Origin of the sequence: Paracoccus laeviglucosivorans, from assembly GCF_900182695.1 — a bacterium.
In the GTDB taxonomy this organism is placed as follows: Bacteria; Pseudomonadota; Alphaproteobacteria; order Rhodobacterales; family Rhodobacteraceae; genus Paracoccus; species Paracoccus laeviglucosivorans.
This window is the reverse complement of sequence record NZ_FXTK01000027.1, coordinates 1-23,768: the sequence shown is the minus strand read 5'-3', so window position 1 is coordinate 23,768 and position 23,768 is coordinate 1. Positions and strand designations below refer to the sequence as shown.

Genomic DNA, 23,768 nt, shown 5'->3' with positions numbered 1-23,768 from the left:
GGGCGGTTCAGGACCGAAGGGCTTAGTCAGGGGCGAGCAGAACAGGCCGAAACTGCGCTTGGCCTCGCGACGGCTGGTCAAGCGGTGTCGGCCGAGATGGATTGCGATCTGCGCCACGCCGACCTTGCTGCGCAGCAGTCCGGCGAAGATCCAGCGCGCCTCAAATGTCAGATGCGGCGCAGAGGGAGACTCCACGAATTGCACAGCATGAAAGCCACGGGCGTGTCGCATTTCAAAATAGAACCCACTGCGGTATTATATTACCTGTGTAATTGTTATTATGTAATTGGATAATGAATCCGTCGCACGCGAGGGCATCGGCCCCAGAGTTTTACGCCACTGCCTCCGCTGCCATATGCATAGCAGATCAAGGAAGCCATGCCTTTAGTTTTTGGCATCAACCATAGTAAATTTGCTTGGTCGGGCCGATCTCGCGTACCGCACCGCACCTGCGATCCTCGCGTCTTGCGCTGCTAGCGTCTCCACTTGCCGCAGTTTCTTCACTATGTCTCCGGGCTTCTTGCGCTTCCCTGCCATCTGGTAGCAGGCTATTCTCATATTAGCCCGATCAATGCGCCGACCCTGCTGGCGCGGCCGCACCGTCCACCATCACGTTGACGCAAGCGACCTTGCCGCTACGCGCTGCGCGCTCGAGCGCAGCGTCCAACTCGTCAAGACGCATGACATATTCGCCATGTCCGCCAAGCGCGGCGCAGGCCAGATCGTATCGCGCGTCGCTAAGCTGGCATCCGATCAACCGGTCCGGCCCGTATTCGCGCAACTGGATCTGATGCTCGGCATTCCAGCGCAAATCGTTGCCGATAACGATGACATATGCAGCGCCATGACGCGCGGCTGTTTCAATCTCGGGGAAATGGAACCCGCATGAGCCGTCGCCCATCAACGAAAAGACCGTGGCATCCGGTTCGGCCATGGCCGCGGCCAGACCATAGCATAAGCCGCCGCCGATTACGCCCGACACACCGTTGATCACGCGCCTCTGCGTCGGCAACAAGGCCTGCGCCCATTGGCCGAACTCGCCACCGTCGCAAATGCCGATCGCGTTCGGTGCGGCGCGCATCTGACGCACCACAGCCGCACAAAGCTGGGCCGAGGTGATACGCCCCTCGGGATCTGGCGTTTCGACCGAAAAGCTGCGAGCGTCCAGCAGGGACTGAACCGTGCTGCGCCAGTCGCCATCCCCGCCCTGCCGTCCCAGATCAATCAGCCGCATCGCCGCGTCCAAGGGATCGGCGGTGATGGCCAGCTTTAGCCTTGATCCAAGATTGCGATGCGCGCGGTCCTGTTCGCGCGCGTCGGCATCGACGACGATCCAGCCGGCCTCAGGCTTGAACGCCGGGGTAGCGCCGAAAGACGTGGTGAAATCCACACGCTTGCCCAGATCCACGATCAGGTCTGCCTGTGCCAGGACTTCGGCCAACGCGCCCATCGACGGATCTTTCAACCCGCGCGGGCTTTCCATTGCCAAGACCGGCGCGTTCAGCGCATCCGACAGGCGGTCCAGCAGATCGCCAGTGCGGCTGCGGTTCAGGACCGGGCCGACCAGCACGACCGGCTTGCGGGCCGAGGCGATGGACTGTGCGATCAGACGCGCATCGCCTTCCCCCAACTGTTGCGGCACGCGGGCGAAGCTGGCAGCACGGGGCGGTTGGACCGCGCCCGCATCCGCCTCGACCACGTCGAAGGGCAGCGCGATATGGACCGGACCGGGACGCCCAGACCGAGCGATGCGAAAGGCTCGCGCCACCTCATGTCCAAGCTCGGCGGCATGGCGTGGCCGGATCGCCAGCTTGCACAGAGGCGCGGTCATCGCGGTCTGGTCCATTTCCTGAAACGCGCCGCGACCGTCCTGACCGACCGGGGAATCGCCGCTTAGCAGCAGAACCGGCGTCTCGGATTCCCGGACCGAAAACAGCGGACCGACGGCATTGGCAAGACCACCGCCTGCCGTCACCAATGCGACGCCGACTTCGCCGGTCAGTTGCGCATGTGCCTCGGCCATGAAGACGGTCGCGGCTTCGTGGCGGGTATGCACGATCTCGATCCCCTGCCCCACGCAGGCGTCATAGACCGGCATGATCTGATTGCCCGAAAGCGAAAAGATGCGCGTCACACCTGCCGCCTTCAACGTCTGCACCAAAAGATCGGCTCCGCGCATCATCGCATCCTTTTTACTGTGTCGTGCCGCAAATCAGGCCGAAAGCCCGCCCATGCAGCGATATTTGACGTCCAGATATTCATCGATGCCATAGCGCGAACCTTCGCGCCCGAAACCGGATTCCTTGACGCCGCCAAAAGGCGCGACCTCATTGGAAATCGCGACCTCGTTGATGCCGACCATGCCATATTCCAACGCATCCGAGACGCGCCAAGCCCGCGCCAGATCGCGGGTATAGATATAAGAGGCCAAGCCGTAAGGCGTGTCATTGGCCATGGCGATCACCTCGGCTTCGTCGTCAAAGACCAGCAAAGGGGCGATGGGGCCGAAGATCTCGTCCCGCGCCACGTCCATGTCCGGGGTCACATCGCCAAGCACCGTCGGCGGATAGAAGGCGCTGTCGGTATCGTTTGCGATGCCTCCGGCAAGCACGGTCGCGCCCTGCTCGACCGCTCGGGCGACGATCCGCGCCATATCCTGCGCCGCAGCTGCGTTGATGAGTGGCCCGATCTGAATGCCGGGTGCATCGCCAGCGCCGATCTTTAACCCGCCGACACGTTCGACAAAGGCTTGAGTGAATGCCTCGGCAATGCCTTGCTGCACGAATATCCGGTTCGCGCAGACGCAGGTCTGGCCACCATTCCTGAACTTCAGCGCCATCAGCCCATCCAAGGCCGGGCCGATATCGGCATCGTCAAAGATGATGATCGGGGCATTGCCGCCCAGTTCCATCGACATGCGCTTGACCGTCCCCGCGCATTGCCGGATCAACTCCTTGCCCACCTCGGTCGAACCGGTGAAGGACAGTTTGCGCACGGTCGGGCTGTCGGTCAGTACCTTGACCAGTTCGCGCGAAGAACCCGTGATAACGCTTAGTACGCCGGCGGGAATGCCCGCTTCCTCAGCCAGTTCGGCCAAGGCCAGAGCGATAAAGGGGGTCCGCTCGGACGGTTTCACCAGCATGGTGCAGCCCGCCGCCAATGCCGGAGCGACCTTGCGCGTGATCATTGAGGCGGGAAAGTTCCAAGGTGTGATCGCGCAAGTGACGCCGACCGGATGTTTGGTCACGATGGTCTGACGACCCATTGCGGGGGATGGGATGACGTCGCCATAGACCCGGCGACCTTCTTCGGCGAACCATTCGACATAGGCGGCGCTGATGTCGATTTCAGCGCGCGCTTCGGCCAGCGGCTTGCCCTGCTCTAGCGTCAGGATTTGCGCCAGCCCTTCGCGTTCGCGCAGGATCAGCGCGTGCCAGCGTTTCAGATAGGCAGCGCGTTGCGCGGCGGTCAGCGCCGACCAATTCACGAAGGCGCGCCTGGCCGCATCGATCGCCCGCAAGGCATCGTCCCTTGTCAGCTTGGGCACGGTCCCGATCTGGCGGCCCGTGGCAGGCGATGTCACGGGAACTTCCGCCCCATCCGACGAAGATTGCCACTCCCCTGCGAAGTGGGCCTGCATCTGCAAGCTGCGCGTCGATCGCGATGTGTCGTCCATGATCTTGCCCCTTTGCTGCCAGCACGGTCGCGCTTTGGCCAAGGTCTGAATTGAAAGTATTGCTAAATCAAACAAAATATGCTTGCAGTAATTGTAAGCAAAACTGCCGAAATGAGCGCGGGAGTTCAGGTAATGTCAATACGGATGCTTAGAACGCTGATTGCCGTGGCAGATAACGGCACGTTCAGCGCTGCGGCAGAGGCGGTCTTTGTCACCCATGCGGCCGTCAGCCAACAGATGCGCGCATTGGAGGAGGATTGGCGGGTCGCAATCTTTGATCGCTCGACCCGCACGCCCGAACTGACCCCCATCGGTCGTGCATTGCTGGCCAAGGCACGCGAGGTCGTGCGGGCCTATGACGACATCGTTCCTTCGGTCCTTGGCGATGATGGGTTGAAGGGAGAGTTCACACTTGGTGCGGTCCCGACCTCGTTGACCGGACTGGTGCCCTTTGCCACCGCCATGCTCAAGGCGAAATGCCCGGACCTGCATGTCGGGCTGTTTCCGGGGCTGTCGATCCCGCTGATCCATCAGGTCGAACGCAACGCGCTTGACGGCGCGTTGGTCGCCCGGCCCGAAATGCTGCCGCGCGGGCTGGTCTGGCATCCCATCGCAAGCGAGGAAATGGTGCTGATCTGCGCACAAAAGGTGGAAGGCGACGATCCGGTCAAGCTGCTGCGCAACCTGCCCTTTATCCGCTTCTCACGCGATGCAGTGGTCGGCTCGATCATCGAAAAATGGCTGCAGGCGAACAATATCGCGGTCCATGACAGCATGGAGCTGGCAGGGCTCGAGGCCATCTACAGCATGGTCGTGGCCGATCTGGGTATATCGATCGTGCCGCAGCCTTGTGTGGAAATTGCCAATCCGCCCACCCTGCGTCGACTGGCACTGTCGCCCAAAGGCGGCCCGAAACGGGAACTGGGGCTGGTCCAACGTTCGGACAGCACGAAAACCCGTGTGATCCGCGAAATCGCCGCCGCGATGGAACGGGCGGTAGAGGTCGGCGTGTTCTCCCCCGAGAGCATCTCAGAAAATATCTGAGGCGCTGCGGCTGCCCCTTGCAATGCAGTCTGAAAAGCTTCAGCGTTAGTGATAGTAACCAATATAAGTCGAAATTTAGCATTATGTAAGTTAAGTTTACTTAATTGGTATCGCAACGCCGAGAGGCTTGATGTCAATTCGCATGCTCAGAACGCTGATCGCCGTTGCCGATCACGGCACGTTCAGCGCCGCGGCAGATGCCGTGTTCGTAACTCACGCCGCCGTCAGTCAGCAGATGCGCAGCCTTGAGGACGAATGGCGGGTTTCGCTGTTCGACCGCGCCAACCGCACGCCAAAGCTGACGCCGACCGGGATCGCCTTGTTGGCAAAATCCCGCGAGGTCGTGCGCGCCTATGACGACATCGTCCCCTCGGTTCTGGGCGATGACGGCCTGACCGGGCGCTTTGTATTGGGGGCGGTGCCGACATCCTTGACAGGTCTGGTCCCCTTCGCCACCGCACTGCTCAAGGACAGGTTTTCGCGGCTGCAAGTCAGTCTTTATCCGGGCCTCAGCACTCATCTGATCCATCAGGTCGAACGGGGTGTGCTGGATGCGGCGGTCGTATCGAAGCCCGCGGTGGTGCCGCGCGGCCTGCTTTGGCGACCACTGGCCAGGGAAAGGCTGGTGCTGATCACCTCGCCCCGCATCAATGCGGTCGATCCGGTAGAGATCCTGCGCGGCTATTCCTTTATCCGCTTCTCGCGCGATGCGGTGGTCGGGACCATCATTGAAAACTGGCTGCAAACGAACCGGATCGCCGTCACCGAAAGCATGGAGTTGGGCGGCCTGGATGCCATCTACAGCTTGGTCATCGCCGATCTGGGTGTCTCGATCATTCCGCTTCCCTGCGTCGAGACCGCGAACCCCCTGCCCGTGCGGCGCATCTCTTTGGGTGAGAACGAAGCACTCAGCCGCGAAATGGGTCTGATGCATCCCAGGGACAGCACCAAGCTGCGCGTCACCGACGAAATGCTGACTGCCATGCAGCAGGCGCTGCAAAGCGGCACATTCTGCCCCGACAACATTGAGAAAGCCAAAGAGAAATGACGACCGGTTTCATCGCAATCTTGCTTGCGGGCGCGCTGGCGGGCGGGTTCATCAACGGCCTGGCCGGTTTCGGAACGGCCCTGCTGGCGCTGGGATTCTGGCTGCAGATCATGCCGCCCCAGCAGGCCGTTGGCATCGTCGTCATCATGTCGGTCGTCAGCGGCTTGCAGGGCCTGTGGATCACCCGGCGCGAGATCCGCGACCGCCCCGACCGTCTGGCGCGGTTTCTGCTGCCCGGACTGGTCGGGCTGCCCTTGGGCGTCACGCTGCTCAGCATGATCAGCGTGCCCTTGCTGAAACTGACCATTGCCAGCTTCATGATCATCTATGGCGGATTTTTCACCCTGCGCCGCGCCCTGCCCTGTTTCGAACGTCCGACGCCAATGATGGACAGCGGCATAGGTTTTCTGGGCGGAGTCCTTGGCGGTGCAGCATCATTGTCAGGCGCGCTGCCGACCATGTGGTGCGCGATGCGGCCATGGCCCAAGGGTGAAACCCGCGCGGTCCTGCAGCCCTATAATGTCGGCATTCTGGGTGCGGCGGTGGCGATCTTTGCGTTCCAGGGCATCTATGACAGGCCCACGCTGGTGCTGACAGCGCTGGCCCTGCCGGGCACCCTGATCGGTGCCCAGCTTGGGATCGCCTTGTTCCGCCGATTGGACGACAGCCAATTCCGCCGGCTGCTGATCGGGGTGATGTTCGCCTCGGGTCTGGTGCTGGCGATCAAGGAGCTGATCTAGCGCCTATAGCGGCATTTCCGGCCCCTCATATTCGGTGGAAACGTCGATCTGATCCGCGACGATCTGCTGGCGCAGGTCGTCGATCCGGGCTTTGACATCGGCCGGCACATCCGCCCCCAGCACCAGCGAGACGGCCTTGGGGTTCTCTAACCCGATCGCCTTGACGATGCCCGGCTTCCACGCGCCGGACGTGAAATCCCGCACCGCCTCAACGCTGGGGATGCTGACATCGGCGATGGCCGAGCCTGCGAAAACGCCCGGATCAACCTTGGTCCAGTCGATGACATTGCCGAACTGCTTGGCCCCCTTGGCGCGCATGGCATCCGTCGCGCCTTGGCGCCCCGCGTTCAGCATGGTGAAGATATAATCGGCCCCCTGATCCATCTCGGCCTGCGCGACGCGGGCGGAAAGCTGGTTGTCGTCCTGATTGCCAGCAAAGATCGTCAGAAACTTCGCATTGGGATTGGTGTGCATCAGACCGTTATAGAAACCGCCCCGGCCCTTCAGCCCCGGCGTGACCCTGATGCCGGAAATATGCCCGACGACATCGGTCTGGGTCAGCAGACCCGCCGCCGCCCCGGCCAGCCAGGCGCTTTCTTCCTGAAGCACCTCATAGCTGGAAAGGTTGGGTCCGGTCACATTGCCCTGAACCACGACGAACTGGATATCGGGAAATTCGGATGCGACCTGTTCGGTGGCTTTGTTGTTCTGGCCACCATGCGCAATGATCAGGTCGGGGTGATCTGCAGCCATGCGACGCAGGGCGGCAGTCAGCAATTCGGGCTTTGGCTCAATCCCATCCACATAGCTGATCTTGGCCTCGAAATCCTTTTGGATCTGCAGCAGGCCATTATATCCGGCCTCCATAAAGCCATGATCGGCGATATTGCCCGGCAGCAGCATCGAGACGGTCAGTTCCTGCGTATCCGCATGGGCTGCAGTGGCCATCAGCAGCGATATCGCGGCAAATCCAAGCTTCGTCATCATCGGTCCCCTGTGAGTGCTTCGCGACAGAATGCTGCGGATGACCCACGTTTCAGAGCCATGTTTTCTTAACGCTGACTATCGAAACGGTTGAAAGTCTTTCAACCCTAGCTGCAACGAAAACGGCCCCTTTGAAGGGGCCGTTGGCAAATTTCTGCGGTGCTTAGGGCTGCTTGAAGAATGGCGCCGGGATCAGGATCTTGTTTTCGATATGATCGACCAGCGGGCGCATCTGCACCGCATAGGCCTGCCATTCATCCGAGGCCTGCAAAGCCTTCCGCCGCTCCCACCGATCATCCATGCTGTCATATCCCCACATATGCACGATCTGGTTCAGCGGGCCGATATCGGTGAAATAATAGCCCACCATATTGCCCAGAATGCGGGTCTGAACCCCCAGCCCTTCGGCCTCGTAAAGCTTCAGGAATTTGGAAACATTGCCGTTCTTCAGCGTATAGGTCCGCATGTCGATAAACATCGGCGCCTCCTTCTATCAGGATCAGATGTGAAACAGGTGAATCGCGGCCAGTGCAAAGACGGCCAGCAAGACGGTCAGGCCGCAGACGATGCCGATGGCCGTGCCGCCAACCTCGCCCAGCTTCTTCAGCGAGGTTTTCATGCCCAGTGCGGCAATTGCAGTGACCAGACACCAGCGCGACAGCTCAAGCAATAGGGCCGTCACCTCGGGCGGGATGATATTGGCGCTGCCGATCAGCACCAGCGCCGCAAAGCCGATGACAAAGAACGGGATCGGCAGTGACTGGCCGGGCGAACGACTTTGTCCGAACATCAACGAGATGGTGACGACCACCGGCACCAACAGCGCCACGCGCAGCAGCTTGACGAAGGTCGCGGTCGCCCCGGTTTCGTCCGATACGGAATAGCCCGCGCCGACGACCTGGGCCACGTCATGGATGGTCGCGCCAAAGAACACCCCCATCGCATGTTCGGACATGCCAAGCGCCGAACCGATCATCGGATAGACGATCATCGCCAGCGTCGATAGCGCGGTCACCGCGATGACGGTAAAGATCGTATCGCGTTCATGGTTGGCGTCGCCCTTTGGCAAGACCGAAGAAATCGCCAGCGCAGCGGATGCCCCGCAAATCGCCACCGCGCCGCCAGTCAGCAGGCCAAAGGACAGCGAGCGGCCAAACAGCCGCGACAGGATCACGCCTGCCCCAATGGTCAACCCGACACCGGCAAAGGTGATGGCCACGACACCAATCCCCGCTGCAGCGATCTGCTGGACCGTGATCCCCAGTCCCAGCAAGGCCACGCCAAAGCGCAGCAGCTTCTTTGCCGCGAACTCGACCCCGACGGCGGTCGATGACCCCTGCTCGGCCAGAAAGGTGAAAGCCATGCCCAGAAGCAAGGCCATCAGCATTACCGGCGCGCCGTAATGATCCGACAGGAACCGCGCGGCCAGCGCGACGGTGATGGCCGACAAAAGGCCCGGAAACAGCAGCCGCGCGGTGCTGGGCATGACAAGGGCAAGCTGTCTCATCCGATCAGCTCGTCCCGGCGGTCGTCGGTTTCGCCAAAGCGCCTCAGGACGGCGGGCTTGGTGCCTTCATAGACGCGCTCAAGATTTTCGGCGATCTTGGCGTTTTCGCGCTCGAACAAACAGTTGCCTTCAAGATCCGAGGCGACAAGGAACGGCCCCATCCGGTTGCAGCGGATAACCCACATCGCCTGGGCCAGGCCCAGTTCCTCGTTCCAATGCACGGCCTCGACATTCTCGACGCCGCGTCCCAGTAGTGCGCCGGTGCCATAGCCTACGGTGGACAGATAGACCGCGCCGTTCGGCACGAAATATTCCTTGTAATCCTTGGACGACATGCCGCCCTTGCCGATAATCAGCTTGGCCCCGGTCTTGGCGATCCATTCGGGCAGCCATTTCGCGAAGCGAAAACTGGCGGTTGCGGTGACCGCGCCCATGTCGAAACTGCCATCCGAGCGGATTGTCGCGGCGGGTGAACAGTGAAAATTCGCCGCGCTTTGCGAGGGCAGCTCCATCGGAATGTTGGCCTGACCTTCCAGCGCGCGCATGTAGACGCCTTCGCGGGCGGTATACATCAGCCCGTTCAGGTAAACGATGTCGCCCAGCCGCAACTCGGCGATCTCGGCATCGGTGGGGGTTGTGCTTAGGATGACTTCACGCGGTTTCATTCGGCAGCCTCCATCGCCATGTCCCAGCCGACGGTTTCGCGGCGCTGATAGGGTGTGAACCAGTCGGGATCGGTGCGGTGTTCAACCCGGCCATCAGCATGGATGCGGGCGACGGCGCGGCGCGAAGACAGGCAGAAGGCGTGGACCGACATCTGCATGCCGCCGGTGTGGCAATAGCCGACCTCGATATGGGTATCGATGACCATGTTCTTGCCGACGAACCCCATGGCCCCCATGCCGATCGAGTTGCCGAGTTCCTTGAACTCTTCCTCAAGCGCTGCGATGCGTGGGTCGCTGTTGCGGTCGCCCACCGTGCGCAGACAAGCGGCGCGCTTGCCTAAGACCATGCAGGTGTCCTTGCAGCCGCCGAGGCCAATGCCGATGATCGCCGGCTGACAGGCAAGCCCGCGTTTGCCAAAGGCGACAAGGCTGTCCAGATAGAACCGCTTGATCCCCTGGATGCCGTCCGAGGGGAACAGCATCCGGTAATCCGTGCCAAACAACCCGCCCTTGTGGACGGTGATCAGGTCGATCCATTCGCCACCGGGTTCATAGCCATATTCGATTTCAGGCGCGCCGATGCCGACATTGTTGTTGTGATCGGTGCGCCACAGCGGATGCACGCGGTTCGGGCGCAGGGGCACAGCACTTGTCGCGTTCGAAGTGGCGCTGCGCAGGGCTTCCTCCAGTGCAATCGGGCCGCCTTCGATCCGGGTGTCGTTGCCCATCTTCACATACCAGCGCGGAGTGCCGGTATCGCCGCACATGGCGCGGCGGTCCTGCTTGGCGGCCTCGTAATTCTCCAGCATCGCCTGCAGCACGAATGATGACAGGTCGCCGTCTTCGGTCTTTGCGGCCTTTTGCAGCCCGTCCAGATAATCCTCGGGGATCTCGATGGCGGCCTTGGCCATCAGCGTTTCGGCGGTGGATTGGATCAGTTTGATCGGTATCACGTGTGCTTCCTCCTGTGCTGGGAACTGGCGTGCCCGGCTGGTCTTATTGGGTGGCAACGAGGGTTTCCGGCTCATGCGCGGGCAGGATGGTTTCGCCCGGACGCACGATGGTGAACTGCACCTGCTCGCGGCTTAGCGTCAGATCGTCGCCCTCTCTCCGCGCCAGTGTGAAATACGAGCTTTCAAGATCGCCGCTCTCGGGGAAATCCTCGCGGAAATGCGCACCGCGAGAGTTCTCGCGCAGCTCGCCCGCCATGGCGATGACTTCAGATACCTCGACGAGCGACGCCATGTTCAGCCAGTCATGCCAGGTCAGATTGAAGGCCAGATTCGCCGGGTCGATGCCCGTCTGCATCAACTCTTCCCGGATCTCGGCCACGCGTTTCTGGCCGCGCTGCAATCCGGGGCCGGTGCGCATGACGCCGACATCTTCCCACATCGCTTCCTGCAGCTTGTGGCGCAGCGGTTGGATCGGTCCGGCAGGTTTCGCGAAGGGGTGGCAGGCGCGCTCGATCTCGGCCGCCAGCACATATTCATCGGGGTCGCGCAGCGCGGTCATGCCCCGGATATCGGACCCCATCACATCGCCCGCGATGCCGCCAAAGACCGTCGAGTTCGCGACACCATTCCCGCCCAGGCGGTTCGAGCCATGCGCGCCGCCCGCATCTTCGCCCGCGACGTAAAGCCCCTCCATTTCCGTGCGAGTGTCGGGATCGACGATGACGCCGCCCATGAAGTAATGCGCGGTCGGCACCACCTCGACCTTGCCGCCCGCCAGATCGAATCCGGAATCGGCGCAGCGTTTCACCATGCCCGCGAATTTCCGGCGCACATTTTCCGGCCCCAGATGGCTCATCGAGATGAACATGCCGACCTGCGTCGGGTCGTTGTTCTTGCGCATTTCGGCATAGATGCCGCGGCTGACCACGTCGCGCGTCGCCCGCTCGCCCCGGGTGTCATAATCGAACATGAAGCGGTCGCCGCGCGCGTTCAGCAACTGTCCACCCGCGCCACGCAGCCCTTCTTCCAGCACGGTGCCGGTCATGCGGGTATGGTCGCCCGCCAGCAGGCCGGTCGGGTGGAACTGCACCATCTCCATATCGCGCAGCGGCAGGCCGATGCGCAGCGCCATGGCCAGCCCGTCCATGGTCTTGTCACCCGATGGCGTGTGATACTTATACATCGTCGGGCCGCCGCCCGTGCCCATCATCACGCATTTGGCGCGCACGAAGCGAAAGCCGCCGGTCCGCATGTCGATGAACAGAACTCCGGCCAAGGCCGAGCCATCTGCTGTCGGGATCAACCCGATGGCGCGATGTTCCTGCAATTTGCGGATCGGGCGCGCCAGCACCTGTTCCATCAGGCGGCTGATGATCTCGATCCCGGTCAGGTCGCCCTTGTGGACGGTCCGGTCGGCAGTCTGGCCGGCAAAGGCCTTTTGATGCAGCGTGCCGTCGGGGTTGCGGTCGAAAAAGCAGCCGACCTCATTTTCCAACTCGCGGATGCGGACCACGGCCTGTTCGCACAGCCGCCATGCCATGTCCTGATTGGGCAGCCATTTGCCGCCGTTGATCGTGTCCATGAAATGACGCTCGACCGTGTCGCCACCGCCAAGCGCGACATTATAGCCGCCCTGCACCATGCGGGTGCAGCCGCATTTGCCGATCAGCCCCTTGACCGCCAGCGTGATCCGCGTGCCCGGAGGTGCGCTTTGCTGGGCGTGCAGTGCCGCAAACAGCCCCGCCCCGCCCGAACCGAGGATCAAGATATCAGTGTCGTCACGTTCGATGTCGAATTTCAATGGCATGGTCTACACCGCTCGCAAAAGGAAAGTGCCAGAGATCAGGAAAGCGCCCGCGATTGTTCCCGCAGCCAGAGTTTTCTGGCGCGGCGACCAGGGTAGGAATTCCAGCGCCAACAGCCGAAGCCCCCCAAAGAAATGCGCGGCCAGCAGGAAGACCAGCCCGAATTCCGCGAACTTGACCAGCGGGTTCTCGGCAAAGCTTAGAAAGCCGTCCAGCCGCTCGGGCTGCGTCAGCGCCAGCGACAGGACATAGAAATGCGCGGGCAGGAACAGCCCCAGCGCCAAACCGGACAGCCGGTGCAGCATATAGGCCAGCCAAAGCGGGTGCTTGCGATGAGGTTTCACGATCATAGCATCGTCACGGCCGAAACGGCGCGCGCCCCCATGAACAGCAGCGTGATGCCGACGCCCCAGGTGAAAACTTCAAGCAGACGCCCGCGCAGGCCGGTGGTTTCGTGCAGGATGACGCGCAGACCGATCGCAGCGTGGATCGAAACGGCGACGACGAATGCGCCGTAGAACAGGAACCACGCGATGCTGCCTTGCGTCCGCGACAGGATTTCCGCGCTGCTGAGGCCGCCTTGGATAGCATAGACCATGACGGCCAGATGCCCCAGAACCAGCGGCCCCATGACCATCGCGCTAAGGCGCTGCGCCATGTAGTAATGCAGATTAAGCATCATCCCCTCCCCTTCAGGAACGACCGCGCTGTGGCACGCTTCAGCCCCGCGATGGCGCTCAGCGGGTCCAATTCGTTGGGACAGAACCGGGTGCAACTGCCCTGCGAATGGCAGTTCAGGCAGCCACCCGAACCGGACACCGTATCAAGAACAGCCTGCCGGTCCTCGATCTTGACGTCGTTGTATAGCGTCCATGCGCGCTGCAGCGCCGCCGGGCCCAGATAGTCGGGATTGTTCGCGACCGTATCGCAGGCCGCATAGCAGACCGAACAGTTGATGCATTCGATGGCCTTGTTGGCGACGACGCGGCCCGGCTCTTCGGGGCTGACCTCCTGGATCGGCTCGGCCCGGCTGCGACTGGGCTTGTGGACGCCGCCTGCCTTGACCCATTTGTCGAAAAACGGGTCCATGTCGGCGGCCAGATCCTTGATGACCGGCAGGTTGCGCAGGGGACCGATCTGCAATTTGCCGTCGGTCAACACTTTCTTGACATGCGTCCGGCAGGTCCAGCGCGGCTGGCCGTTCACCATCATCGCGCATGACCCGCACATGCCCACCCGGCAGGCGTAACGATAGGTCAGAGACGGATCGACGGTCTGCTGGATCCAGCTGACGACATCCAGAACGGTCTGATTGTCTTGTGCCGGAACAGAGAAGGTTTCGAACGCGCCCTGATCGCCCGATCCGCGCCAGACCGACACCTCCATGGATTTTGAATTCTCGCTCACAGCGCACCTGTTGGCTTCACTTATGAGACTCACCGTATATGCGAGAATGACTAACACAAAGGAACTAATCCTAAATCAATATGTAACAAATTCTAACAATATGCAGTGCAGATGAATTCAGTTTACCTTACAGGAATTTAAAGAATTTATCATTCTTCTAAAGTCATTCTAACATATAGGCATTGGCGGCAGCCCCTTGGCGCAGTGACAGCCAACCCCTCATCGGAAACAGCAGACCCATGTCGACGCAAACTTCAGTCTCAGGCCTTCAAGCAGTCGGCGCCTATCTCGCGGCCTTGCGCAGTGCTGGCTTCAGCGGGGACATCGCGGACGATCAGGCGAGCCGCGTCGTTTACGCGACGGACAATTCGATCTATCAACTGATGCCTCAGGCGATCATTTATCCGGCCAGTGCAGCCGACATCGCGTTGGCAATGCGCGTCGCGCACTCTGATCGCCATTCGGGCCTTTCCTTCCAGCCAAGGGGCGGCGGGACGTCGTGCAACGGCCAGTCTTTGGGGCACGGCATCGTTATCGACTGTTCACGCCGTATGCGGCAGATCAGTGATTTTGACCCGGTCGCGCGGACGATCCGGGTCCAGCCGGGCGTGATCCGCGATCAGCTGAATGACTACCTGCGGCCGCATGGGCTGTTCTTTCCGCCACATGTGTCAACGACCAACCGCGCGACCATCGGCGGCATGGTGTCAAACGACAGTTCGGGCAAGGGTTCCCGTATCTATGGCAAGACCTCGGCCTGGGTCGAGCGTCTGGGCCTGGTGTTGGCTGACGGGCGCGAAATCGAAGTTTCTGCCACCGACTGCCCTCAGGATCTGCGCCGGTCCGTATGGGATATCTTGCATCCTCATCGCGCTGGGATTCGGCAGGCTTTCCCCAAGTTGAATCGCGGTTTCACAGGCTATGACCTGCTGAATGCTCTGAACGATCAGGGCGTCGTCGACCTTCCTTCCTTGATTTGCGGCTCGGAAGGCACATTGGCGGTGATCACCACGATCACCTGCCGGGTAGAGCCGATCCCAGCGCATACCGCCGTCGTCGCGGTCGGCTATGACAGTCTGGATGCCGCCTTGCGTGCCGTGCCATTTCTGCTGGAAAGCGAGCCCTCGGCGATCGAGTTCATAGACGACAAGATCCTGACTTTGGTGCGCAGCTCGGACTATCGCGATATGGCGAACCGGCTTTGGGGGAAGGGGGCAGATCCGCAAGCGTTGCATTTTGTGGAATTCCAGGGCGACAGCCGACAGCAGATCGCAGAACGCCTGAGCCGTTTTCACGACGCGTTGTCGTCGGCCGGGGCGAACCACGCAGGTTTTCTGATCGCGACAGAGGCGCGCGAGGCAGCAGAAGTCGATGCGATCTGGTCCCTGCGCAAGGCATGCCAGGGGTTGCTGCTGAAACAGCAGACCAGGCGCCGCGCGCAACCCTTTGTCGAGGATTTCGTGGTTCCACCCGAAGCCTTGGCCGATTTCATTGACGAACTGCAGCGCGACCTGCGGCAAGACGGCGTTGATGTCGGCATGTTTGGTCACGCCGATGTCGGCGTCGTGCATATGCGTCCGCTTCTGGATATGACCCGCCCCGAGGACCGGGCGCGCATTCGCACAATTTCTGACCGCGTCTTCGAGCTGACGCGGCGGCATGGCGGGTTGTTCTGGGGCGAACATGGCAAGGGCTTCCGCGGCGAATACAGCGCCGAGGTGATCGGGCCGAATCTGGTCGGGGTCATGGACGCGATAAAGACCCTTTTCGACCCGATGAACCGCCTCAATCCCGGAAAGATCGCCTCGCCTGCGGGGCATGGCCCCATCCCCGCGCTGGATGCACCGCCGATGCGCGGCGCCTCGGATGGCGCAATTCGTTCCGATCTGCTTTCGGGCTTTGATCGCGCGATGCATTGCAACGGCAACGGCAACTGCTTTGGACTGGATCGGGCGGCAGTCCTCTGCCCATCCTATCGCGCAACCATGGACCGGCGCTTTTCCCCCAAGGGCCGGGCCGAGTTGCTGCGCGAATGGCTGCGGCTACGCTCGGCCGGGGATCAAGTCGGGTTGCGTCAGCTGGTGCCGGGACTGAAGGAATCGATGGACCAATGCTTGTCCTGTAAGGCATGCGCGGGGGGCGGTTGTCCGGTGCGGGTAGATATCCCCGCCATGCGCTCGGGTTTCCTCGAATGGTATCATGAATCCCATCCCCGGCCCGTGTCGCACCGCCTTTTGCGCCATATTGAAACCGCCGCACCGATCATGGCCAAGCTGGCACCGGTTTTGCGGCCCGTGATGGGCAATCCGCTGGTCCAAGGCACGATGTCGCGCGTCCTGAAGCTATGCGACCTGCCCTTGCCACATGGCAGGGCTTTTCAGCGGGGATTGCAGCGGCTTGGGATCAAGGTTCTGGGCGCAGAACAGATCATATCGCGCATGACCGGCCCCTCGGTCGTGATCGTGCAAGATCCATTTGTCCCGTTTTACGATGCGCAGGTCGCGCTGGACCACGCGGAGCTTTTGCAGCGAATGGGGCAGCAGGTCTTTGTCCTTGCCTATCGGCCCAGCGGCAAGGTTCTGCATGTCTCGGGCTATGTGCAGGCTTTCCGTAAGACGGCTGAGCGTATGGCGCAGGATCTAGACGCGCTTGCGGGCGCGGGCGCTGAACTCATCGGGCTTGATCCCGCCACAACACTGATGTTTCGCGACGAGTATCCGCATGTTCTGGGGAGTCAGCCCAAATGGCTCGTCACGACATTTCCGGAATGGATCGAACGCCGCGCAGGTTGTCTGCCTCCCGTCGATCATATCAACCGCGAGTATTCCCTCGCGTTGCATTGCACCGAGCGCGCGTTGACGCCCGAAAGCGCCGAAGGTTGGAAAGTGGCGTTCGGCAAATTCGGGTTAGAGCTTCGCATTCAGGATCGAGGTTGTTGCGGCATGGCTGGGTTGTTCGGCCACGAGACGCGCAACCAAGAAGTATCTTCCGGTCTTTACGACAGGAACTGGCGCGAGATTGTAGAGGAAAGTGGGAAAAACAGCTTATTAGCGACCGGTTTTTCATGCCGTTGCCAAGCCGAAAGGCTTTCGGGCGCACGACCGCATCACCCAGTAACGGTATTGCTGAGGGCATTTGAAAGCCAACAAGCTAGCGCCAATCTGTAAGTTTATCTTTCACTTATGATAAGAATTAATCGGTTCGTGGCAGGAAAATTTTCAAATACACTGGATCACAAGTCGTTGCCACCTGGATGTGAAGAGATTCGATCTAGCGGCGACGCTTTATGAAAGGTTGCTGCGTGGAGGGCGGCAAGGCCGATCAGAATTCTCTCCTCACGCAGGAGTAGCCAGCAACACGGCGATCCGTCTGAAGGCGGGCGCACGCCAGAAAATCACAGGGAGGGAGACATGCAGCAAAAAGATCCGCTGCTTGCCGTTCGGGGCGTTACTTTGCAATACAAGACGCCGCACCATCTGATAACGGCAACCTATCGTGTCAGTTTCGACGTTCACCAAGGGGACCGCTTTATCCTGCTGGGACCGTCGGGCTGCGGCAAGTCCACGCTGCAAAAGGCCGTCGGCGGCTACATCACGCCCACCGAAGGCGAGATGACACTGAAGGGTCGCAAGATCACCCAGCCCGGCCCGGACCGGATGATGGTGTTTCAGGAATTCGACCAGCTTTTGCCGTGGAAAACCGTCAAGCAGAACGTAGCCTTCGCCTTGCAGAACGCCAAACGGATGTCCCGACGTCTGGCCGAAGAAAAGGCCATGCACTATGTAGACAAGGTCGGGCTGGCAAAATTCGCCGACAGCCATCCGCATATGCTGTCGGGCGGCATGAAACAGCGCGTGGCCATCGCACGGGGCATGGCGATGGAGCCGGACATCCTGCTGATGGACGAACCCTTCGCCGCGCTGGACGCATTGACGCGACGCAAGATGCAGGACGAATTGCTGAAGCTGTGGGATGAGACGCGCTTTACCGTGCTGTTTGTCACCCACTCGATCGCCGAAGCGATCAAGATCGGCAACCGCATCCTGCTGCTGTCGCCCCATCCCGGCCGCGTCAAGGCCGAGCTGAACAGCACCACCGACCCGCGCGAGGCCGCCGAGCTGGAACGCTATATCCACCAGATGCTTTTCGCCCATGAGCCCGAGGAGATGGAACATGCCTGAGGCCACCGCACGCATCATGTCCCTGCGCCCAGGTGCCACCACCGACCGCCCCGAAATCCACCACGAGGATGTCGAAGGCGGCGAATTGAAGATCATCGAGCAGCCGCTTTCTACCTTTGAAATCCTTTACCGAGAGGCATGGCTGCGCAAGCTGTTCATCCTTGTTGTGCTGGCCTGTATCTGGGAAATCTATGGCCGGATCCTGAACAATGACTTGTTGTTCCCGACCTTTACCGCAACAGCCAGCGCCTTCTTCACGTCGTTGATGAACGGCACGTTGCCTGCTGCGGGCTGGGTTTCGGTCAAGGTGCTGGTGACGGGCTATCTGATCGGCATCGCACTGGCCGCCGGATTGACTGCGCTGGCGATGGCTTCGCGGATCGGGACGGACTTTCTGGAAACCATGACCTCGATGTTCAACCCGCTGCCAGCCATCGCGCTGCTGCCGCTGGCGCTGATCTGGTTCGGGCTGGGCAATGCCAGTCTGGTCTTTGTGCTGGTTCATTCGGTCACATGGGCGATCGCACTGAACACGCATTCCGGCTTTCTGGGTGTCAGCAAGACCATGAAGATGGTCGGTCGCAACTATGGGCTAAAGGGTTTCGGCTTCATCACCAAGATCCTGATCCCGGCGGCGTTCCCAAGCATCCTGACGGGCCTGAAAATCGGCTGGGCGTTCGCATGGCGCACGCTGATCGCGGCCGAGCTGGTCTTCGGCGTCAGCTCGGGTTCGGGCGGTCTGGGTTGGTTCATCTTTGAAAACAAGAACCTCTTGGACATTCCGATGGTCTTTGCGGGCCTGCTGACCGTCATCATCATCGGTCTGGTTGTCGAAAACCTGATCTTCCGCACCATCGAACGCTACACGATCCAGCGCTGGGGTGTGCAGCACTGAAACCATTGCCCGCCCGGGGAGGGGCGGGCCTTTTCACCACGTCGCATAGCCGTGGTTTCAGGGAGGAAAAAACAATGAAAAGCTTTGGAATGGCCGCGGCGATTGGCGCTGCCCTATCCGTCTTCGCAGCCCTGCCATCGGTCGCGGAAACCGTGAACGTTCGCCTCGCCCGCCAGTTCGGCATCGGCTACATGCCGCTGACCTTGGTGCAGGAACAGGGCCTGCTGGAAAAGCACGCCAAAGAGGCCGGCCTTGACGTCACCACAGAATGGCTGCGCTTTACCGGCGGCTCCGGCATGAACGAGGCGCTGCTGTCGGGCAGTCTGGACATCGCGGCGGGCGGCACGACGCCCATGCTGACCATCTGGGCGCGAACGCAGGGCAATATCAAGATCAAGGGCGTCGCCGCGCTGGCATCCATGCCGCTGCACCTGATGACGACGAATCCCGACATCAAATCGCTGTCGGACTTCACCCGCGGCGACAAAATCGCATTGCCCGCCGTCAAAACCTCGATTCAGGCCATCACCCTGCAAATGGGGGCCGAAAAATTTCTGGGCGAAGGCAAGCACGCGGCTCTGGACACCTTCACCGTCTCGATGGGTCATCCCGATGCGCAGGTTTCGCTGATGGGCGGTCAGTCCGAGATCAACTCGCACTTCGGATCGCCCCCCTTCCAGAACATGGAGGCCAAGGACGCTGGCGCGCACAAGGTGCTGGACAGCTATGACGTGCTGGGCGGCTCGCATACCTTTACCGCGATCTGGGCCAAGAACGAATTCATCGAGGACAACCCCGAAGTCGTCAAAGCCCTGATGGCCGCGCTTGAAGAAAGCATCGCCTTCATCAAGGCGAACCCCGAAGAGGCCGCACGGATCTGGGCCAAGGCCGAAAACACGAACTTGTCGCAGGACGAAATCGTGGCGCTGATCAACGACCCGCAGACGAACTGGACCACTACGCCGGAACGTCTGCTGCCTTATGTCAATTACATGGCGCGGGTCGGCCTGATCACCAAGGATACCGACGATTGGCGCGACCTGTTCTTTGACACCGTCAAGGACATGCAGGGCAGCTAAGGGCCGCAAGCTGGCGACCGGCGCCGCAATGTGCCGGTCGGGATGCAGATTTCAAATGCTAACCAGAGGTGAAAGATGAAAAGACTGTTTCAGTCCTTGATCGCTGCATGCCTTGTTCTGGCCACCACGCAAATGCCCGCGTTGGCGCAAGACAAGACCGTCCGCATCGCCAAGCAGCCGGGCGTCGCATATCTACCATTGATGGTCATGGAAAAGGAAAAGCTGTTCGAGAAGCACGCCAAGGACGCGGGTTCGGACATCTCCACCGAATGGCTGCGCTTTACCGGCGGCTCTGCCATGAACGAGGCGCTGCTGTCGGGGGGGCTGGACATCGCATCAGGCGGCATCCCGCCGCTGCTGACGATCTGGTCGCGCTCGGAAAACAACCTGAAGGTCAGGGGCATCGCCTCGATCTCGGCGCATCCGCAGTTCTTGCTTAGCACCAATCCCAACGTCAAATCGATCAGGGATTTCAGTGCCGCTGACAAGATCGCGCTGCCTGCGGTCAAGGTTTCCAATCAGGCTGTCATGCTGCAAATGCTGGCGGCCAAGGACATGGGCGAAGACAAGGCCACGGCAATCGACGCGATGACGGTTTCCATGGGCCATCCCGACGCGCTGGCCGCGATGCTGGCGGGCAATGACATCAACGGCCATTTCTCGCAATCGCCGTTCCAGGACATGGCGCTGAAGGACAAGCGCGTGCATGTCGTCGCCAATAGCTGGGACATCGTCGGCGGCCCCTATCCTGTCGCGATCACTTGGGCTGCCGACCGCTTTGCCACCAATGATCCCAACCTGCTGCCAGCCTTCGTCGCCGCCCTGAAAGAGGCGCAGGAAAAAATCAAGGCCGACCCCGATTATGCCGCCGATGTCTGGATCGCGATGGACGTCAAGAACTTCAGCCATGAAGATGCACTGGCCATCATCAAGAACCCGGACATGATCTGGGATGCCGCGCCGCAGAATACGCTGACCTTCCTGCAGCACATGAACAAGGTCGGTCTGGTCAAACGCACCACCGATGACTGGAAAGATGTCTATTTCCCGGTGATCGGTGGCCTGCAAGGCTCGTAAGAACCATCGCGGGCGGTGATGCAGGCCGCCCGCATATTGCTCAATCAAGGATCATCTCGTGAGCTATTCGCATTGCATCATCGGCGGCGGCATCGTCGGGCTGGCGACCGCCATGGAAATCATGCGGCGCGACAAGTCGGCCCGGATCGTCCTGATCGAGAAGGAAGACGGCTTTGCCCGGCATCAAACCGGGCATAACAGCGGGGTCATCCATGCCGGGGTCTATTATGCGCCCGGATCCCTTAAGGCACGGCTATGCCGGGCGGGCGAACGGGAGACCAAGGATTTCTGCACCCAGCACGGCATCAAGTTTGAGACCTGCGGTAAGCTGATCGTTTCGACCGACCCGGTCGAGCTGGAGCGGATGCATGCGCTGATCGGGCGTTCACGCGAAAACGGCATCGAGGTTCAGGAAATCTCGCCCGCGCAATTGCGGCGGCTGGAGCCGAATATTTCGGGGAATGGCGCAATCCTGGTGCCGTCGACGGGTATCGTGGATTACCGGCAGGTCTGCGTCGCCATGGCCCAACTTTTGCGCGACGGCGGGGCCAATCTGCTTTTGGGTCGCAAAGTCAACGGCATCCGAGAGGATGGGACGGGCGTGACCATCACCACGCAATCGGGCGAAACCATCCGCACAGAAAGGCTGATCGCCTGCGCCGGTCTGCAATCGGACCGCATCGCGCGCCTGGGGGGCCTGCAGCCAAAACATCGGATCGTGCCGTTTCGCGGTGAATATTATACCCTGCCCGCCTCGCGATCGTCGATCGTCAAGCATCTGATCTATCCGGTCCCCGACCCTGCGCTGCAATTTCTGGGCATCCACCTGACCCGGATGATCGACGGTCGCGTGACAGTCGGCCCTAATGCCGTTCTGGGTTTCCACCGCGAAGGCTATCCCAAAACCAGTTTCAACCCACGCGACATGCTGGATATGGCCGCATTCCGCGGCTTCTGGCGTCTGGCGGGCACGCATTGGCGCACCGGGCTGGACGAATTCGGCAACTCGCTGTCCCGCCGCCGCTATCTGGAAATGTGCCGGAAATACTGCCCCGGCCTGACCATGGCCGATATGACCAAGCCCGGCGCGGGCATCCGCGCGCAGGCCGTGATGCAGGACGGCACACTGCTGCAGGATTTCCTGATCATGCAGACTGAAAGGCAGCTTCACGTCTGCAACGCCCCCTCGCCCGCCGCGACCTCGTCCATTCCGATCGGTGGTGAGATCGTGGATCGGCTTCAGGCGGCCTGACCTCTCACGGTCATGTGTTCTGTCCAACAGGGATGAAACCCACCCCTGCCCGAGTCTGTCTTTTGTCGCGATCAGCGCGGCCATTTTATTCAGATGAAGGAAAAGACATGCGAATTTCAGGCTTCATCCTTTTTGCAGTGCTGACGGCGCAGGCGGCCCATGCACAGGAATCCGCGCTTTACGATCCCTCGATCAAGCAGGATGCCAAGGACGGCGTGGTGCGGCTGTATGGTGCGGGCGGGCCGCATACCGCGCTGCAAAAGGTCGCCAATGTCTGGCAGCAGGAAACCGGCAACAAGGTCGAAATCACCGCCGGTCCTGAAACCAAATGGTCGAAAAAGGCGCAGGCCGATGCCGACATCATCTGGGGCACCGCCGAACAGTCGATGACCGCGTTTCTTGAAACCTATAAGACCCTTTCTTCGGATCAGGTCATGCCGATCTATCTGCGGCCCGCCATCGTGGCGGTCAAGACGGGCAACCCCAAGGGGATCAAGGATTTCGACGACCTGCTGGCCGATGGCGTCAAGATCGTCGTGACCGAAGGGTCGGGTGTTGCCAATACCTCGGGGACAGGCGTCTGGGAAGACATCGCCGGACGCACCGGCAGCCTTGAGGATGTGACTGCGTTCCGCAAGAATATCGTGGCCTATGAACACGGCTCGGGCGCCAGCTTCAAGGCGTTCAAGGACATGGATGCCGATGCCTGGATCACATGGCCGAACTGGTCCGCGACCAATCCCGATGTGCTGGAAACGGTCGAACTGTCGCAGGACCGCGTGATCTGGCGCGATCTCAGCGTCGCGCTGGCCCCGACCGCCGACCCCGAGGCGCAGGCGTTTCTGGATTACCTGCTGACCGACAAAGCCAAAGCGCTGATGGCGTCCGAAGGCTGGGTGCGCTGACCCTTGCCGCATCCGGCCCAGCGGGGCCGGATGCATTCATGCGCCGTTACTGCGCGGGGTTCACCTGCCAGATTTCATCGGCAACCTTGTCGCCGCGATAGACCAGGACATAGCGCACCGGCACAGCATTCTTGCCCTTGAAGACAACATCCGCCGTCACCGTCGCACCCGCAGGATTCGCAGCCTCGGACGTCATCGCGATTTCGGCGGTCTGCTCGCCCTGCGCGCTGGTAAACTTTTGCCAGATCCCGCCGATCTGTTCGGGCGTGGTATAGGTGCCGTCCAGCGGGCCACCGACCCAATGCAGTTGCGCACCATCGGCATAGCCTGCCGCAACGGCGTCCAGATCACCGCTGGCGATGCTGGCAATGCGGGCCTTGGCCATATCCTCGGCCGGGCCGGCGATGGCGGGAACCGAAGCGCAGGCAGCGACCACAGCGGCTGCGGCGAAAGTGGTCAAGATCTTCATGCGGAATACCTCCTGTTTGCGGATCGCATGTGAACTGGACTCGGTCAGGGGGCGGATTATTCCGGCGACGGGCCGAGGGAA

The 23,768-nt window shown here is 61.0% G+C and carries 23 protein-coding genes; 10 read left to right on the top strand and 13 right to left on the bottom strand.

Annotated features, from left to right (window positions below; genetic code table 11):
* Window positions 1–568 precede the first annotated feature (568 nt).
* Window positions 569–2,179 carry a thiamine pyrophosphate-binding protein gene (locus FN835_RS18725; protein WP_142664764.1) on the bottom strand — a complete coding sequence of 537 codons (1,611 nt, stop codon included), beginning with the start codon at window positions 2,177–2,179 and terminating at the stop codon, window positions 569–571.
* A gap of 33 nt (window positions 2,180–2,212) precedes the next feature.
* Window positions 2,213–3,640, bottom strand: a complete 1,428-nt coding sequence (locus FN835_RS18720; RefSeq protein WP_142664783.1) for an NAD-dependent succinate-semialdehyde dehydrogenase — start codon at window positions 3,638–3,640, stop codon at window positions 2,213–2,215.
* Window positions 3,641–3,820: 180 nt separating this feature from the next.
* On the opposite strand from FN835_RS18720, the gene FN835_RS18715 reads away from it, so the two are divergent.
* The 3 genes from FN835_RS18715 to FN835_RS18705 all read left to right on the top strand — a co-directional run bounded on the left by FN835_RS18715 (window position 3,821) and on the right by FN835_RS18705 (window position 6,508).
* The gene (locus tag FN835_RS18715; RefSeq protein ID WP_246098806.1) at window positions 3,821–4,720 is read left to right on the top strand and encodes a LysR family transcriptional regulator; all 900 of its coding nucleotides are present in this window, start codon (window positions 3,821–3,823) and stop codon (window positions 4,718–4,720) included.
* A 130-nt stretch (window positions 4,721–4,850) separates the two neighbouring features.
* Window positions 4,851–5,768, top strand: a complete 918-nt coding sequence (locus FN835_RS18710) for a LysR substrate-binding domain-containing protein (protein ID WP_142664762.1) — start codon at window positions 4,851–4,853, stop codon at window positions 5,766–5,768.
* The gene (locus FN835_RS18705) at window positions 5,765–6,508 is read left to right on the top strand and encodes a sulfite exporter TauE/SafE family protein (protein WP_142664761.1); all 744 of its coding nucleotides are present in this window, start codon (window positions 5,765–5,767) and stop codon (window positions 6,506–6,508) included. Before FN835_RS18710 ends, FN835_RS18705 begins: the two co-directional genes overlap by 4 nt.
* Before the next feature lie 3 nt (window positions 6,509–6,511).
* Here the strand turns inward: FN835_RS18705 and FN835_RS18700 are convergent, their stop codons facing one another.
* The 10 genes from FN835_RS18700 to FN835_RS21675 form a co-directional block, all read right to left on the bottom strand.
* A complete protein-coding gene (locus FN835_RS18700; protein ID WP_246098805.1) occupies window positions 6,512–7,492 on the bottom strand; it encodes a BMP family protein in 981 nt (326 codons plus the stop codon).
* Between the two features lie 163 nt (window positions 7,493–7,655).
* Entirely contained in the window at window positions 7,656–7,970 is a 315-nt protein-coding gene (locus tag FN835_RS18695) for an NIPSNAP family protein (protein ID WP_142664759.1), read from the bottom strand.
* A gap of 21 nt (window positions 7,971–7,991) precedes the next feature.
* Window positions 7,992–8,999 carry a YeiH family protein gene (locus FN835_RS18690; protein ID WP_142664758.1) on the bottom strand — a complete coding sequence of 336 codons (1,008 nt, stop codon included), beginning with the start codon at window positions 8,997–8,999 and terminating at the stop codon, window positions 7,992–7,994.
* Complete coding sequence (locus tag FN835_RS18685) at window positions 8,996–9,664, bottom strand: fumarate hydratase C-terminal domain-containing protein (RefSeq protein ID WP_142664757.1); 669 nt, start codon at window positions 9,662–9,664, stop codon at window positions 8,996–8,998. The genes FN835_RS18690 and FN835_RS18685 overlap by 4 nt, the downstream gene beginning before the upstream one ends.
* The gene (locus FN835_RS18680) at window positions 9,661–10,617 is read right to left on the bottom strand and encodes a fumarate hydratase (protein WP_142664756.1); all 957 of its coding nucleotides are present in this window, start codon (window positions 10,615–10,617) and stop codon (window positions 9,661–9,663) included. Before FN835_RS18680 ends, FN835_RS18685 begins: the two co-directional genes overlap by 4 nt.
* Window positions 10,618–10,660: 43 nt before the next feature.
* A complete protein-coding gene (locus FN835_RS18675) occupies window positions 10,661–12,424 on the bottom strand; it encodes an L-aspartate oxidase (protein WP_425467488.1) in 1,764 nt (587 codons plus the stop codon).
* Between the two features lie 3 nt (window positions 12,425–12,427).
* Window positions 12,428–12,772 carry a succinate dehydrogenase, cytochrome b556 subunit gene (sdhC, locus tag FN835_RS18670; RefSeq protein WP_142664755.1) on the bottom strand — a complete coding sequence of 115 codons (345 nt, stop codon included), beginning with the start codon at window positions 12,770–12,772 and terminating at the stop codon, window positions 12,428–12,430.
* On the bottom strand, window positions 12,769–13,101 hold the full coding sequence (locus FN835_RS18665; RefSeq protein ID WP_142664781.1) for a succinate dehydrogenase: 333 nt from the start codon (window positions 13,099–13,101) through the stop codon (window positions 12,769–12,771). Before FN835_RS18665 ends, sdhC begins: the two co-directional genes overlap by 4 nt.
* Window positions 13,101–13,829, bottom strand: a complete 729-nt coding sequence (locus FN835_RS18660; protein ID WP_142664754.1) for a succinate dehydrogenase/fumarate reductase iron-sulfur subunit — start codon at window positions 13,827–13,829, stop codon at window positions 13,101–13,103. Before FN835_RS18660 ends, FN835_RS18665 begins: the two co-directional genes overlap by 1 nt.
* A 260-nt stretch (window positions 13,830–14,089) precedes the next feature.
* Window positions 14,090–14,290, bottom strand: coding sequence for a hypothetical protein (locus FN835_RS21675; RefSeq protein WP_246098808.1), 201 nt, complete (start codon window positions 14,288–14,290; stop codon window positions 14,090–14,092).
* Here FN835_RS21675 and FN835_RS18655 point away from each other — a divergent pair.
* The 7 genes from FN835_RS18655 (at window position 14,213) to FN835_RS18625 (ending at window position 23,218) form a co-directional block, all read left to right on the top strand.
* Window positions 14,213–16,996, top strand: a complete 2,784-nt coding sequence (locus FN835_RS18655; protein WP_342778603.1) for an FAD-binding and (Fe-S)-binding domain-containing protein — start codon at window positions 14,213–14,215, stop codon at window positions 16,994–16,996. The two genes, FN835_RS21675 and FN835_RS18655, sit on opposite strands and share 78 nt — an antisense overlap.
* A 243-nt stretch (window positions 16,997–17,239) precedes the next feature.
* Window positions 17,240–18,010, top strand: a complete 771-nt coding sequence (locus tag FN835_RS18650) for an ABC transporter ATP-binding protein (protein WP_142664752.1) — start codon at window positions 17,240–17,242, stop codon at window positions 18,008–18,010.
* Complete coding sequence (locus FN835_RS18645; RefSeq protein ID WP_142664751.1) at window positions 18,003–18,905, top strand: ABC transporter permease; 903 nt, start codon at window positions 18,003–18,005, stop codon at window positions 18,903–18,905. Before FN835_RS18650 ends, FN835_RS18645 begins: the two co-directional genes overlap by 8 nt.
* Before the next feature lie 74 nt (window positions 18,906–18,979).
* On the top strand, window positions 18,980–19,984 hold the full coding sequence (locus tag FN835_RS18640) for an ABC transporter substrate-binding protein (RefSeq protein WP_142664750.1): 1,005 nt from the start codon (window positions 18,980–18,982) through the stop codon (window positions 19,982–19,984).
* 75 nt (window positions 19,985–20,059) lie between these two features.
* The gene (locus tag FN835_RS18635; RefSeq protein ID WP_221930482.1) at window positions 20,060–21,061 is read left to right on the top strand and encodes an ABC transporter substrate-binding protein; all 1,002 of its coding nucleotides are present in this window, start codon (window positions 20,060–20,062) and stop codon (window positions 21,059–21,061) included.
* A gap of 58 nt (window positions 21,062–21,119) precedes the next feature.
* Window positions 21,120–22,313: an L-2-hydroxyglutarate oxidase gene (lhgO, locus tag FN835_RS18630; RefSeq protein ID WP_142664749.1), complete on the top strand. Its 1,194-nt coding sequence runs from the start codon at window positions 21,120–21,122 to the stop codon at window positions 22,311–22,313.
* Between the two features lie 107 nt (window positions 22,314–22,420).
* Window positions 22,421–23,218, top strand: coding sequence for an extracellular solute-binding protein (locus FN835_RS18625; protein WP_142664748.1), 798 nt, complete (start codon window positions 22,421–22,423; stop codon window positions 23,216–23,218).
* 46 nt (window positions 23,219–23,264) lie between these two features.
* On the opposite strand, the gene FN835_RS18620 is transcribed toward FN835_RS18625, so the two are convergent.
* Window positions 23,265–23,687, bottom strand: a complete 423-nt coding sequence (locus FN835_RS18620; RefSeq protein WP_142664747.1) for a nuclear transport factor 2 family protein — start codon at window positions 23,685–23,687, stop codon at window positions 23,265–23,267.
* Window positions 23,688–23,768: the final 81 nt, after the last annotated feature.

Coding starts and splice junctions, on each gene's coding strand:
- FN835_RS18715 (WP_246098806.1), top strand. CDS start 3,821: ATGCTTAGAACGCTGATTGCCGTGGCAGATAACGGCACGTTCAGCGCT.
- FN835_RS18720 (WP_142664783.1), bottom strand. CDS start 3,640: ATGCAGGCCCACTTCGCAGGGGAGTGGCAATCTTCGTCGGATGGGGCG.
- FN835_RS18635 (WP_221930482.1), top strand. CDS start 20,060: ATGAAAAGACTGTTTCAGTCCTTGATCGCTGCATGCCTTGTTCTGGCC.
- FN835_RS18705 (WP_142664761.1), top strand. CDS start 5,765: ATGACGACCGGTTTCATCGCAATCTTGCTTGCGGGCGCGCTGGCGGGC.
- FN835_RS18700 (WP_246098805.1), bottom strand. CDS start 7,492: ATGACGAAGCTTGGATTTGCCGCGATATCGCTGCTGATGGCCACTGCA.
- FN835_RS21675 (WP_246098808.1), bottom strand. CDS start 14,290: ATGGCGATCAGAGTGCGCGACGCGCATTGCCAACGCGATGTCGGCTGC.
- FN835_RS18650 (WP_142664752.1), top strand. CDS start 17,240: ATGCAGCAAAAAGATCCGCTGCTTGCCGTTCGGGGCGTTACTTTGCAA.
- FN835_RS18710 (WP_142664762.1), top strand. CDS start 4,851: ATGTCAATTCGCATGCTCAGAACGCTGATCGCCGTTGCCGATCACGGC.
- FN835_RS18655 (WP_342778603.1), top strand. CDS start 14,213: ATGCCTCAGGCGATCATTTATCCGGCCAGTGCAGCCGACATCGCGTTG.
- FN835_RS18665 (WP_142664781.1), bottom strand. CDS start 13,101: ATGCTTAATCTGCATTACTACATGGCGCAGCGCCTTAGCGCGATGGTC.
- FN835_RS18685 (WP_142664757.1), bottom strand. CDS start 9,664: ATGAAACCGCGTGAAGTCATCCTAAGCACAACCCCCACCGATGCCGAG.
- sdhC (WP_142664755.1), bottom strand. CDS start 12,772: ATGATCGTGAAACCTCATCGCAAGCACCCGCTTTGGCTGGCCTATATG.
- FN835_RS18625 (WP_142664748.1), top strand. CDS start 22,421: ATGCGAATTTCAGGCTTCATCCTTTTTGCAGTGCTGACGGCGCAGGCG.
- FN835_RS18695 (WP_142664759.1), bottom strand. CDS start 7,970: ATGTTTATCGACATGCGGACCTATACGCTGAAGAACGGCAATGTTTCC.
- FN835_RS18725 (WP_142664764.1), bottom strand. CDS start 2,179: ATGCGCGGAGCCGATCTTTTGGTGCAGACGTTGAAGGCGGCAGGTGTG.
- FN835_RS18645 (WP_142664751.1), top strand. CDS start 18,003: ATGCCTGAGGCCACCGCACGCATCATGTCCCTGCGCCCAGGTGCCACC.
- FN835_RS18620 (WP_142664747.1), bottom strand. CDS start 23,687: ATGAAGATCTTGACCACTTTCGCCGCAGCCGCTGTGGTCGCTGCCTGC.
- FN835_RS18675 (WP_425467488.1), bottom strand. CDS start 12,424: ATGCCATTGAAATTCGACATCGAACGTGACGACACTGATATCTTGATC.
- FN835_RS18640 (WP_142664750.1), top strand. CDS start 18,980: ATGAAAAGCTTTGGAATGGCCGCGGCGATTGGCGCTGCCCTATCCGTC.
- FN835_RS18690 (WP_142664758.1), bottom strand. CDS start 8,999: ATGAGACAGCTTGCCCTTGTCATGCCCAGCACCGCGCGGCTGCTGTTT.